The organism is Serratia sp. TMDUHS_CL (genome assembly GCF_037137105.1).
Classification (GTDB): domain Bacteria; phylum Pseudomonadota; class Gammaproteobacteria; order Enterobacterales; family Enterobacteriaceae; genus Serratia; species Serratia nevei.
Window position 1 is genome coordinate 81,008 of record NZ_JBBBDV010000008.1, and the last position, 12,058, is coordinate 93,065.

Consider the following 12,058-nt stretch of genomic DNA (forward strand, 5'->3'; position numbering starts at 1 on the left):
ATTGGAATCCCATGACCAAATACAGCCTGCGTGCGCGCATGATGATCCTGATTCTGGCCCCGACCTTGCTGATTGGTTTGCTGCTCAGCACCTTCTTCGTGGTGCACCGCTATAACGAGCTGCAGGAGCAATTGGTCGACGCCGGCGCCAGCATCATCGAGCTGCTGGCGGTGGCCAGCGAGTACGGCATGACGTTCCGCAGCCGCGAATCGGTCAGGCAGTTGGTCAGCCTGTTGCACCGCCGCCATTCGGACATCGTGCGTTCGATCACCGTGTTCGATGCGCAGAACAATTTGTTCGTCACCTCCAATTATCATCACAACTTCGCTCAGCTACAGCTGCCGAAAGGCGTGCCGTTGCCCACCGAGCTGATGCTCACCCGACGCGGCGATTCGCTGATCCTGCGCACGCCGATCCTGTCGGAAAGCCAGTATCCGGATGAAACCGCCGACGGCGGCAGCCACCCCGACAACAACCTGGGCTATGTGGCGATCGAGCTGGATCTGCAGTCAGTGCGGCTGCAGCAATATAAAGAGGTCTTCGTCTCCACCCTGCTGCTGTTGCTGTGCATGTGCATCGCTATCCTGTTCGCTTACCGGCTGATGCGCGACGTGACCGGCCCGATCCGCAACATGGTGAACACCGTCGACCGTATCCGCCGCGGCCAGCTCGACAGCCGCGTGGAGGGTTACATGCTCGGCGAGCTGCACATGCTGAAGAACGGCATCAACTCGATGGCGATGTCGCTCACCGCCTATCACGAAGAGATGCAGCAGAACATCGATCAGGCCACCTCCGACCTGCGTGAAACCCTGGAGCAGATGGAGATCCAGAACGTCGAGCTGGATCTGGCGAAAAAACGCGCACAGGAGGCGGCGCGCATCAAGTCCGAATTCCTGGCCAACATGTCGCACGAGCTGCGTACACCGCTCAACGGCGTGATCGGCTTCACCCGCCAGATGCTGAAAACCGATCTGAGCGCGACCCAGACCGATTATTTGCAGACCATCGAACGCTCGGCCAACAACCTGCTGACCATCATCAACGACGTGCTGGACTTCTCCAAGCTGGAAGCCGGCAAGCTGGTGCTGGAGCATATTCCTTTCGCCCTGCGTGAAACGCTGGACGAAGTGGTGGTGTTGCTGGCGCCCAGCGCCCACGACAAGGGGCTGGAGCTGACGCTGGATGTGCACAACGACGTGCCGGAGCAGGTGATCGGCGACTCGCTGCGTCTGCAGCAAATCATCACCAACCTGCTGGGCAACGCCATCAAGTTCACCGAAACCGGCAATATCGACATTCGCGTCGAGCTGCGCAAACAGCTGGATCGCCGGGTGGAGGTGGAAGTGCAGATCCACGACACCGGCATCGGCATCTCCGAACGCCAGCAGTCGCAGCTGTTTCAGGCGTTCCGTCAGGCGGACGCCAGCATCTCCCGCCGCCACGGCGGTACCGGGCTGGGGCTGGTGATCACGCAAAAACTGGTGAAAGAAATGGGGGGCGATATCTGCTTCCACAGCCAGTTGAACCGCGGCTCGACCTTCTGGTTCCACATCACGCTGGATCTGAACGAGGGCATGCTGTCGCTGGCGCCGAGCCTGCCGGATCTGAGCGGCAAAACGCTCGCCTATATCGAGTCCAACCCGACGGCGGCGCAGGCGACGCTCAACATGCTCAGCATCACGCAGCTGGTGATCACCCACTCGCCGACGCTGGGCCAGTTGCCGCCAGGCCACTATGACTTCCTGCTGGCCGGCGTGCCTATCCCGTTCCGCGACAACATGGCGCAGCACGAGGACAAATTGCTGGCCTCGCTGAAGCTGGCCGATCGGGTGATTCTGGCGCTGCCGTGCCAGGCGCAGATCGACGCCGAGCTGCTTAAACAACAAGGCGCGCTCGGCTGTCTGATCAAGCCGATCACCAGCACCCGACTGTTCCCTCTGCTCCGGATGGAAGCGCCGGCACGCCTCACCGCGCAGCCTGAGCGTAAACGCCTGCCGCTGACGGTGATGGCGGTTGACGACAACCCGGCCAACCTGAAGCTGATCGGCACGCTGCTGGGGGAACAGGTAGAAAAAACCCTGCTGTGCGAGAGCGGTGAGGAAGCGCTGGCGCTAGCGCGCGACAACGTGCTGGATTTGATCCTGATGGACATTCAGATGCCGAAGATGGACGGCATTCACGCCAGCGAACTGATCCGCCAGCTGCCGCATCACAACTCCACGCCGATCGTCGCCGTTACCGCCCATGCCGCCAGCGGCGAGCGCGAGCACCTGCTGCAGGCCGGGATGGACGACTATCTGGCCAAACCGATCGACGAGAAAATGCTGACCCGCGTGCTGTCGCGCTACCACAGCGGCGACGTGGAAAACGCCATCGCCGACGACGCACCGCTGTCGCTCGACTGGCCGCTGGCGCTGCGTCAGGCGGCCAACAAACCGGACCTGGCGCGCGATCTGCTGCAAATGCTGCTCGATTTCCTGCCGCAGGTGCGCGAACGGGTACAGGCGCTGCTCGACGGCCAGCATGACGACGAGATCCTCGATCTGGTCCATAAGCTGCACGGCAGCTGCAGCTACAGCGGCGTGCCGCGCCTCAAGCAGCTGTGTTTCTACCTCGAGCGGCAGCTGCGTCAGGGCATCACCAACGACGAACTGGAGCCGGAGTGGCTGGAGCTGTTGGATGAGATTGAACTGGTGATCCACGCGGCGCGCGCGCATCTGGCGCAACCCGCCTGAATCCTCAGGCCATAACGCAAAAAGGCACGCCGCAGCGTGCCTTTGTTTTTTTAACGCCTGACGCCTATCACTGCGCCAGCAGGTACAGCTGGCTCTCGCCGCGTTGAATATTCAACGCCAGTACCGACGGCTTGCTGTCGAGGATTTTACGCAGCTCACCCAGGTTCTGGATCGGCTGCTGGTTCACGCCCAGGATCACGTCGCCCTTTTTCAGGCCGATGCGCGCCGCGGCGCTGCCGGCTTTCACGCTATCGACCTTGACGCCCTTCACGTTGCCGACCTGGGTGTTGCTCAGCTCGGCACCTTCAATGCCGGTGTAGATATTGCCCGAGGCCACCTGGGTCTGTGCGCTTTGCTCCAGCGTGACGTCAATCGTCACCGGCTTGCCGTCGCGAATAATGCCCAGCGACATCTTGCTGCCGACTGGCAGCGTGCCGATCTCCGCCCGGAACGAGGCGAAGCTGGAGATGGCCTTGCCGTTCATGGTGACGATCACGTCGCCGGCCTTGATGCCCGCCTTCGCCGCGGAAGACTTCGGCATCACCTGGCTGACGAAGGCCCCGCGCTGCGCGTCGACCTTCATCGCCTTGGCCAGCTCAGAGTTCAGCTCGGTACCCATGATGCCCAGCTCGCCGCGTTTCACCTGGCCATATTCGACCATTTGCGCCGTCAGGTTTTTCACCATGTTGCTCGGAATGGCGAAGCCGATACCGATGTTACCGCCGTCCGGCGCCAGGATCGCGGTGTTGATGCCGATCAGCTCGCCGTTGAGATTAACCAGCGCCCCCCCGGAGTTACCGCGGTTGATCGCCGCATCGGTCTGGATAAAGTTTTCGTAGTTTTCGATGTTCAGGCCGCTGCGCCCCAGGGCGGATACGATGCCCGAGGTGGCGGTTTCACCCAGCCCGTACGGGTTGCCGATCGCCACGGTGTAATCGCCAACGCGCAGCTGATCGGAATCCGCCATCTTGATCGCCGTCAGATTCTTGAAGTCTTTCAGCTGGATCAGCGCAATATCGGAACGCGGATCCTTGCCGATCACCTTGGCGTCGAAACGGCGGCCGTCGCTCAGTTGCACCTGGATCTTGTTGGCGTTGTCCACCACGTGGTTATTGGTCACCACGTAGCCCTTGGCGGCATCGATGACCACCCCGGCGCCCAGCGCCTGGAATTTCTGCTGCGTGCCCTGCGGCTGGCCATCCGGCCCAGGCTGTTCGCCGCCCTGACACATCGGCGAGCCCTGGAACGGCGAACCGTCCTGACAGAACGGCGAATCTTCGCCGAAGAACTGTTGGAACTGCTGCGGCATGCGCGGCGTATTGACCGTGGTGCTGCCCTCAACGTTAATGCTCACCACGGAAGGCATTACCTTTTCCAGCATCGGCGCCAGGCTCGGCAGCTGTTGGGTGCTGGAAGAGGCGGTTTCAGCGGCGCTGGCCGTGACCGGGCCCATCGCCATACCGATACTGAATGCCAGTGCGCTCAGAACTAATGCGGTTTTTTTCATCTGTGTGTCTCTTATAAAGTCGTTCAAAAAGAATGGCTGTCTTGCGTGCTTATTCAGAGTTAATTAATAGCCCGAAGTTCCGGCACAGATGATTGGCAATAGTAAACAAATATTGTCCGTCTTTACAAAACTCGAGACAGCCAACCGATTGGAATTGCTAAAATTATTCTTCAGCGTAATTATTCCGCCGCCATCAATCGACGATATTCGTCATAGGCGTAAAGGTCGGTCATTCCGCTGATATAGTCCTGCAATAAACGCGCGCGGAAATAATATTCCCGAATGGCTTGCTGCTCCGGCGATAAATGCTGCAGCCCCTCTACCGCCTCCGCATACGCCAGCCGATGCTTGGTGGACAGCTTGTGGAACAGGCGCGTTTCGATCGGGTAAGCGCGATGGCTGTCCTCGCGCACCAGTTGGCTGAAATCCGCCAACGACATCGCCAACAGCGGGCTGTAAATGTCCAGCAGGCCGCTGATCACCCGGTAGCCTTGCAGCTCGAGTTGCTCGACCTCCGGGTGGTTGAACACGTGCTTGAACGCCACATTTTTAAATATTTTCAGCAGCCGGTACGCCGGGCTGGAGTCCTCCAGCAGCGCCTGATTGAAACTGCCCTGATAGACCGCATCCAGATTGTCGATAAAGCGCTGCGCCGCGTGCGGCACCAGCCGCGCCACGGTAAACACCCGCAGATACATGAAGAACTGATCTTCCGCGCTGCGCCGCGCGCCGCCGCGATCGATCTTGCGAAACGCGCTGGCGACGGTCTTGTCGAACAGATCGCCCGGCACCACCTCGCCCCACTCCTGAATCAGGTGCTGATACAGCTGCTCGACGGTGAAAATGCTCTTCTCCACCGCGTCTTCCAGATCGGCCACGCAGTACGAGATATCGTCGGCGGCCTCCATGATATAGGTCAGCGGGAAACGATCGAACTCGCCCATGTGCAGCTCGCGCCGCAGCCGATCGACGAAGGCCTCTTCCGCCAGATAGTAGCCGGGCTTTTTCATCAGGTAACTGTGGCTGGCGGGGATGTCGCTCGCCCAGTAGGCCGGGCGGGTGTATTTCAAAATGCAGCCGACCTGCGAGTAGGTCAGGTTGAGCTTGAGCAGGCTGTACACCATGCGGATCGCTTGGGCATTGCCCTCGAAGTGGCTGAGATCCTGACGGATCCGGCTGCGCAGCCGGTTCAGATCGCTTTCCCCCTCATGCAGGCGCAGCGTCGCCACCTGGCAGCGATCGTGGCTGCCCGGCTCGCTGCCGCAGCTGGCGGGATCGAGCCGTTGGGCAAACCAGTCGTTGATCGCCGACTCGCCGAAGTGACCGAACGGCGGATTGCCGATGTCGTGCATCAGGCAGGCCATTTCCACGATGCTTTCAAACGGATCGAGCAGCCGGGTCAGGCCGAGCTCATCAATTCTCCCCGCCTGTTTGAAGCGGTTGAGGATCTCTTTGGCGATGTGGCGCCCAACCTGCTGCACCTCCATCGAGTGCGTCAGGCGGCTGCGCACCGCCGCGTTGCGCTCCAGCGGAAACACCTGGGTTTTTTGCTGCAGACGGCGAATGGCGGCCGAGTTGACGATGCGCCCGCGATCGCTCTCGAATTGCCGCACGATGTCGTACTCTTCCTCGGCCTCGCTCGGTTTGCTGAAAGGCCGTTGGAAGCTGATTTTTTGCTTGAAGTCGATCCCGGACATCTGTTTCTCCGCCGTTGCGCCCTGCCCCCGTGATAACAATTCCCGGCAGCGGATGCAACGCATTATCTCTCATACACAGCCATGATAGACTATGCCGCAATTCTCACGGCCAATCAGCGAGTGTTATTTATGAAAGTAGGCATCATCGGCGCAATGGAGCAGGAAGTCACCCTGCTGCGCGATCAAATCGAAAACCGTCAAACCATCCAGCGCGCGGGCTGCGAAATCTACACCGGCCAGATCGGCGGCGTTGACGTGGCTCTGCTGAAATCCGGCATCGGTAAAGTCTCGGCGGCTATGGGCACCACCCTGCTGCTGGAACACTGCAGCCCGGATCTGGTGATCAACACCGGTTCCGCCGGCGGCCTGGCCAGCACCCTGCGCGTGGGCGATATCGTGGTGTCGGAAGAAGTGCGCTACCACGACGCAGACGTCACCGCCTTCGGCTACGAGCCGGGCCAGATGGCCGGCTGCCCGGCGGCGTTCGTCGCCGACGACGCGCTGATCGCGCTGGCGGAAAGCTGCATCAAACAACTGGATCTGCACGCGGTGCGCGGCCTGATCTGCAGCGGTGACGCCTTCATCAACGGCGCCGAGCCGCTGGCGCGCATTCGCGCCACCTTCCCGCGCGTCGCCGCCGTGGAAATGGAAGCCGCAGCGATCGCCCACGTCTGCCATCTGTTCGGTACGCCGTTCGTGGTGGTGCGCGCCATTTCCGACGTCGCCGACAGCGAATCGCACATGAGCTTTGACGAGTTCCTGGTGGTAGCGGCCAAGCAGTCTACGCTGATGGTCAACGCCATGCTGCAAACCCTGGCCAAGCGCGGTTGATGTGAGGCTGCGCTTCACCTCGATGCTCTGTCTGTTGGCGCTCTGGCTGGCCATGCCGGCCGGCGCCGCTCAGCGGGTGATCAGCCTGGCGCCCAACGCGACCGAACTCGCCTATGCCGCCGGCATGGGCGATGTGCTGGTGGCGGCGAGCGCCTATTCCGATTATCCGCCGCAGGCCGCCAAGCTGGAGCAGGTAGCCTCCTGGCAGGGCATCAATCTGGAGCGGGTGCTGGCGCTCAAGCCGGACCTGATCCTCGCCTGGCGCGGCGGCAATCCGCAGCGCGTGCTGGATCAGCTCGCCGCGTTCGGCATCCCGATTTTCTATGCGGACGCCGACACCCTCGAAGGGATCGCCGGTTTGCTGGACCAGCTGGCGCAATACAGCCCGCACCCGGAGCAGGCGCATCAGGCGGCGGAGGGCCTTCGCCGCCAGTTCGCCGCTCTCAAACAACAGTATGCCGCTAACCCATCGCGGCGCGTGCTGCTGCAGTTCGGCACCCAGCCGCTGTTCACCAGCGCCGGCGCCACATTGCAAAGCCAGGTGCTGGCGCTGTGCGGCGGGCAGAACGTCTTTGCCGACAGCCGCACCCCTTGGCCGCAGATCAGCCGCGAGCAGGTGTTGGCGCGCCAGCCGCAGGCCATCGTCATCACCGGGGGCGCGAAAGAAGCCGCCAGTGTGAAAGCCTTCTGGGCCCCGCAGCTGCAGGTGCCGGTGATCGCGCTGAACGAAGACTGGTTCAACCGCGGCGGGCCGCGCATTGCGTTGGCGGCGCAGCAGCTGTGCCGCCAGCTGGCGGAGATCCGCTGATGCTGGTGTTCTGGTTGGATATTCTCGGCACCGCGGTGTTCGCCGTCTCCGGCGTGCTGTTGGCCGGCAAGCTGCGCATGGATCCGTTCGGCGTGCTGGTCTTGGGTGTGGTCACCGCGGTCGGCGGCGGCACCATCCGCGACATGGCGCTGGCCAACGGCCCGGTGTTCTGGGTCAAGGATCCCACCGATTTGGTGGTGGCGATGATCACCTGCGTCTTGACGCTGCTGCTGGTGCGCCAGCCGCGCCGGCTGCCGAAGTGGGTGCTGCCGGTGCTGGACGCCGTCGGGCTGGCGGTGTTCGTCGGCATCGGCGTCAACAAGGCCTTCGCGGCCGGCACCGGCCCGCTGGTGGCAATCTGCATGGGGGTGATCACCGGCGTCGGCGGCGGCATTATCCGCGACGTGCTGGCACGCGAGATCCCGATGATCCTGCGCACCGAAATTTACGCCACCGCCTGCATCATCGGCGGCATCGTGCACGCCACGGCGTTTTACACCTTCCACATGCCGCTGCAACAGGCCATGATGCTGGGCATGATCATCACCCTGGCCATTCGCCTCGCAGCCATCCGCTGGCACCTCAAACTGCCCGCCTTTATTCTCGAACGCTGAGCCGTCGCCCTGCGGGGCGACGCTTTGCAACGCCGCACCTGGTGATTTATTAGACTATTAACGGGGTTGATGGTATTATTTTCGACCGAAAAATAGCGTAGTGACGATGTAAAATTCTGTTATCCGCAGGTTAATTCCTTTCCCGCGCTGTTAAAACTTTTTAACTTTTTGCCGATAAGTCATCACAAGATGGCTTACGGATGACTATTCCCGCAATGATGAAAAAAATTCTGCTTGCCTGCTGTGGCACCCTGCTGAGTGGCGCCGCGTATGCCGATGCCGTCAGCGGCCAGATCGGCGTTACTCTGACCATTGAACCGCAATGCGCCGTGCGCCTCGAGGCCGCCGCCCCACAGGCCGAATGCAGCCACGCAACGGCGCAGCCGAACATCATCCACAGCCCACCGGCACAGGAGAACGGTGCAGAAGTGATCCTCGTGGAATGGTAGGCATAAAAAAACCCGCCGGCCGGAAGGCGAGCGGGTTGCTATTCTGACAGGCAAACTCAGATGCTGAACGACGAACCGCAACCGCAGGTGGTTTTGGCATTCGGGTTGGTCACCACGAAGCGCGACCCTTCCAGCCCTTCGGTGTAGTCCACCGAGCCGCCGACCAGATACTGCAGGCTCATCGGATCGACCACCAGCGCCACGCCCTGCTTCTCGATGGTCATGTCGCCATCGTTGACCTTGTCGTCAAAAGTGAAGCCGTACTGGAATCCGCTGCAGCCGCCGCCGGTAATGTAAACCCGCAACTTCAGGTTCGGATTTTCTTCGTCAGCAATCAGGAACTTAACCTTGCTTGCTGCTGCCTCGGTAAATTGCAGGGGCAGTGCCGTTTGATCACTCATACTCTTTACTCCCAACATTGTTCAGCATCAGATCGCGACTATGGCTGCCTGATTAATATTAACGATTATCCGATACCTGAGTGTTGCGTTCAAGTATTCACCGCATTTGTTGTATTTTCCTTACCTGTTTTCTCCGCCGCTTCCCGCGCCAGCTGCGCCTCCTGCCTTTGCAGCGTGCGGGCCAGGATCGACGAATACAGCGGCTTGCCGCCGAGCAGCTGCGCCACCACCGTGGCGCCGAGGCAGGTGATGATCATCGGTAAAATGAGTTGGTAGTTGTCGGTCATTTCCAGTACCAGCACGATGCCGGTCAGCGGGGCGCGCACCGTAGCGGCGAACAGCGCCCCCATGCCGGCGATGGCGAAGGTGCCCGCCTCGATGCCGTACTGCGGGAACAGATGCGCCCCCGCCAGCCCAAAGGCGGTGCCGAACAGCGTGCCCAACGCCAGCATCGGCGCAAAGATGCCGCCCGGCGCGCCGGAGCCGAAGCACAGCAGCGTAGTGAAGATGCGGGTAATAAAGATGAACATCAACATGCCGACGCTGTAATTGCCCGCCGCGGCGATCGGGATCAGCCCAAAGCCGCCGCCCGCCGCCTCCGGCTGGATCAGCCCCAGAATGCCGCACACGCCGCCGAGCAGCCCGCCCATCAGCAAAATATTGCGCATTCTGCCGCCGTGCAGGCGCGCAAACATGTCTTGAGTGCGGAAAATCAGCGCGTTGAACCCCACGCCCACCGCACCGAATATCGCCCCCAGCACCAGATAGAGCCACAGGGTATTGATGGGCGCCGAAGAAAGTTTGTCGACTGCGATCACCGATCCCTGGCCGTTAAACAGCTGGAATACCACGCTCGACATGATCACGCCGATAAACACCGCTTTAATCGAGATCAGGTTGTAGCGGAACTGCGGCCGCATCTCTTCGATGATGAACAAGATGCCGGCCAGCGGCGCGTTGAACGCGGCGGACAACCCGGCGGCGGCCCCGGTCGCCAGCAGCGTATGACGCGCCTCGGCGCCGCGAATGCGCAGCACGTCCAATACCATGCGCCCGACGTTGCCGCCCATTTGCACCGTGGGGCCTTCGCGCCCCAGCACCATGCCGGCCCCCAGCGTGCCCATGCCGCCGATGAATTTCACCGGGATCACGCGCCACCAGCGCACCGGCCGCAGCTCCTCCAGCGCGCCTTCGATCTCCGGAATGCCCGAGCCGCCCGCCTCAGGCGCAAAGCGCCGCACCAGGTAATAGCCCAGCGCCGCCAGCGCGGCGGACAGGATAAACGCCAGCGGCCACACCAGGAGCCAGGAGTCGGCGACCTGCGCCAGCGAAGCCAGCCGCTGCTGCTGCACCCACTCCACCGCCTTATCGAAGGCCACGCCGAGCAAACCGGCCAGCGTCCCCACCAGCGCGGCCATCACCAGGATCGCCACCGGGGTCTTATCGCGGCGAATAAACTGACGCACCGCATCGCTGCGGCTAAGACGCGGGCTCAACGTCCCGACTGGCTGTGATTGTGATTCCGTCATCGCGAGTAATTCGTCAGGTAATTTGTAATACAAATAGGCAAGGCGGTTATTCTACCCCAACCCGGTGGCGGGCGCTGCCGTTAATGGTATCTGACTGTGATCGTTTCATAACGCGGCGCTCTCCTCTAGAATAGCGCGGTCAAATCATTCAAAAGAGAATCCAGGAGCCGATTTATGAGCCTACACAGCAAGTCCGAAAGTCTGTACGCCCAGGCGCAACAGTTGATCCCCGGTGGGGTGAACTCTCCGGTGCGTGCATTCACCGGCGTAGGCGGTGTGCCGCTGTTTATCGAGCGGGCTGACGGGGCTTACCTGTTCGATGCCGACGGCAAGGCCTATATCGACTATGTCGGTTCCTGGGGGCCGATGGTGCTGGGGCACAACCACCCGGCGATCCGCGACGCGGTGATCGAAGCGGCGCAGCGCGGCCTGAGCTTCGGCGCGCCGACCGAGATGGAAGTCAAAATGGCGCAGCTGGTCACCGAACTGGTGCCTACCATGGATATGGTGCGTATGGTGAACTCGGGCACCGAAGCCACCATGAGCGCCATCCGTCTGGCGCGCGGCTACACCAACCGCGACAAAATCATCAAGTTCGAAGGCTGCTACCACGGCCACGCCGACTGCCTGCTGGTGAAAGCCGGTTCCGGTGCGCTGACCCTCGGCCAGCCGAACTCACCGGGCGTGCCGGCCGACTTCGCCAAGCACACCCTGACCTGCACCTATAACGACCTGGATTCGGTGCGGGCCGCCTTCGAGCAGTACCCGTCCGAGATCGCCTGTATCATCGTCGAGCCGGTTGCCGGCAACATGAACTGCGTGCCGCCGCTGCCGGAATTCCTGCCGGGCCTGCGCGCCCTGTGCGACAAGTACGGCGCGCTCTTGATCATCGATGAAGTGATGACCGGTTTCCGCGTGGCGCTGGCCGGCGCACAGTCCTATTACGGCGTTGAGCCGGATCTGACCTGCCTCGGCAAAATCATCGGCGGCGGCATGCCGGTGGGCGCCTTCGGCGGCCGCCGCGACGTGATGGACGCGCTGGCGCCGACCGGCCCGGTCTACCAGGCGGGCACCCTGTCCGGCAACCCAATCGCCATGGCGGCGGGCTATGCCTGCCTGACCGAAGTATCACAGGTAGGCGTGCACCAGACGCTGACCGAACTGACCGAAATGCTGGCCGCAGGCCTGCTGCATGCGGCGCAGGAAGAGAATATCCCGCTGGTGGTCAACAACGTCGGCGGCATGTTCGGCCTGTTCTTCACCGACGCGCCGACAGTGACCTGCTATCAGGACGTGATGCAGTGCGACGTGGAACGCTTCAAGCGCTTCTTCCACCTGATGCTGGAGGAAGGGGTGTATCTGGCGCCGTCCGCCTTCGAAGCGGGCTTCATGTCCGTGGCGCACAGCAAGGAAGATATTCAGCGCACCATCGACGCCGCGCGTCGCTGCTTCGCCAAGCTGTAATCCCGGCCGAATGGCCAAAA

The 12,058-nt window shown here is 61.8% G+C and carries 10 protein-coding genes; 6 read left to right on the forward strand and 4 right to left on the reverse strand.

The features are described from left to right. The first annotated feature begins 11 nt into the window (after positions 1 to 11). Positions 12 to 2,738 carry a two-component sensor histidine kinase BarA gene (barA, locus tag WCL58_RS15795; RefSeq protein WP_336851363.1) on the forward strand — a complete coding sequence of 909 codons (2,727 nt, stop codon included), beginning with the start codon at positions 12 to 14 and terminating at the stop codon, positions 2,736 to 2,738. Between the two features lie 67 nt (positions 2,739 to 2,805). Here the strand turns inward: barA and degP are convergent, their stop codons facing one another. Both degP and dgt read right to left on the reverse strand, forming a co-directional pair. Next, positions 2,806 to 4,245 carry a serine endoprotease DegP gene (gene degP, locus WCL58_RS15800; RefSeq protein ID WP_033637134.1) on the reverse strand — a complete coding sequence of 480 codons (1,440 nt, stop codon included), beginning with the start codon at positions 4,243 to 4,245 and terminating at the stop codon, positions 2,806 to 2,808. A 179-nt stretch (positions 4,246 to 4,424) separates the two neighbouring features. Beyond that, entirely contained in the window at positions 4,425 to 5,942 is a 1,518-nt protein-coding gene (dgt, locus tag WCL58_RS15805; protein ID WP_336851364.1) for a dGTPase, read from the reverse strand. A 129-nt stretch (positions 5,943 to 6,071) separates the two neighbouring features. Between dgt and mtnN the strand changes: the two genes are divergently transcribed. The 4 genes from mtnN (at position 6,072) to WCL58_RS15825 (ending at position 8,644) form a co-directional block, all read left to right on the forward strand. Continuing rightward, the gene (gene mtnN, locus WCL58_RS15810) at positions 6,072 to 6,773 is read left to right on the forward strand and encodes a 5'-methylthioadenosine/S-adenosylhomocysteine nucleosidase (protein ID WP_049200308.1); all 702 of its coding nucleotides are present in this window, start codon (positions 6,072 to 6,074) and stop codon (positions 6,771 to 6,773) included. Positions 6,774 to 6,795: 22 nt separating this feature from the next. Then, positions 6,796 to 7,581, forward strand: a complete 786-nt coding sequence (gene btuF, locus WCL58_RS15815) for a vitamin B12 ABC transporter substrate-binding protein BtuF (RefSeq protein ID WP_064290783.1) — start codon at positions 6,796 to 6,798, stop codon at positions 7,579 to 7,581. After that, positions 7,581 to 8,195, forward strand: coding sequence for a TRIC cation channel family protein (locus WCL58_RS15820; RefSeq protein ID WP_038873529.1), 615 nt, complete (start codon positions 7,581 to 7,583; stop codon positions 8,193 to 8,195). Before btuF ends, WCL58_RS15820 begins: the two co-directional genes overlap by 1 nt. Positions 8,196 to 8,395: 200 nt before the next feature. After that, on the forward strand, positions 8,396 to 8,644 hold the full coding sequence (locus WCL58_RS15825) for a hypothetical protein (protein WP_139159353.1): 249 nt from the start codon (positions 8,396 to 8,398) through the stop codon (positions 8,642 to 8,644). Between the two features lie 56 nt (positions 8,645 to 8,700). Here the strand turns inward: WCL58_RS15825 and erpA are convergent, their stop codons facing one another. Both erpA and clcA read right to left on the reverse strand, forming a co-directional pair. Beyond that, positions 8,701 to 9,045, reverse strand: coding sequence for an iron-sulfur cluster insertion protein ErpA (gene erpA / locus WCL58_RS15830; protein ID WP_033649222.1), 345 nt, complete (start codon positions 9,043 to 9,045; stop codon positions 8,701 to 8,703). Between the two features lie 89 nt (positions 9,046 to 9,134). Continuing rightward, positions 9,135 to 10,574, reverse strand: coding sequence for a H(+)/Cl(-) exchange transporter ClcA (clcA, locus tag WCL58_RS15835; protein WP_047728941.1), 1,440 nt, complete (start codon positions 10,572 to 10,574; stop codon positions 9,135 to 9,137). A gap of 174 nt (positions 10,575 to 10,748) precedes the next feature. Here clcA and hemL point away from each other — a divergent pair, with 174 nt between their 5' ends. Beyond that, on the forward strand, positions 10,749 to 12,038 hold the full coding sequence (gene hemL / locus WCL58_RS15840; RefSeq protein ID WP_049272773.1) for a glutamate-1-semialdehyde 2,1-aminomutase: 1,290 nt from the start codon (positions 10,749 to 10,751) through the stop codon (positions 12,036 to 12,038). Positions 12,039 to 12,058 lie beyond the last annotated feature (20 nt).

Excerpts from the sequence above, each read along its gene's own strand:
- barA (WP_336851363.1), top strand. The coding sequence starts at position 12 with ATGACCAAATACAGCCTGCGTGCGCGCATGATGATCCTGATTCTGGCC.
- degP (WP_033637134.1), bottom strand. The coding sequence starts at position 4,245 with ATGAAAAAAACCGCATTAGTTCTGAGCGCACTGGCATTCAGTATCGGT.
- dgt (WP_336851364.1), bottom strand. The coding sequence starts at position 5,942 with ATGTCCGGGATCGACTTCAAGCAAAAAATCAGCTTCCAACGGCCTTTC.
- mtnN (WP_049200308.1), top strand. The coding sequence starts at position 6,072 with ATGAAAGTAGGCATCATCGGCGCAATGGAGCAGGAAGTCACCCTGCTG.
- btuF (WP_064290783.1), top strand. The coding sequence starts at position 6,796 with ATGCTCTGTCTGTTGGCGCTCTGGCTGGCCATGCCGGCCGGCGCCGCT.
- WCL58_RS15820 (WP_038873529.1), top strand. The coding sequence starts at position 7,581 with ATGCTGGTGTTCTGGTTGGATATTCTCGGCACCGCGGTGTTCGCCGTC.
- WCL58_RS15825 (WP_139159353.1), top strand. The coding sequence starts at position 8,396 with ATGACTATTCCCGCAATGATGAAAAAAATTCTGCTTGCCTGCTGTGGC.
- erpA (WP_033649222.1), bottom strand. The coding sequence starts at position 9,045 with ATGAGTGATCAAACGGCACTGCCCCTGCAATTTACCGAGGCAGCAGCA.
- clcA (WP_047728941.1), bottom strand. The coding sequence starts at position 10,574 with ATGACGGAATCACAATCACAGCCAGTCGGGACGTTGAGCCCGCGTCTT.
- hemL (WP_049272773.1), top strand. The coding sequence starts at position 10,749 with ATGAGCCTACACAGCAAGTCCGAAAGTCTGTACGCCCAGGCGCAACAG.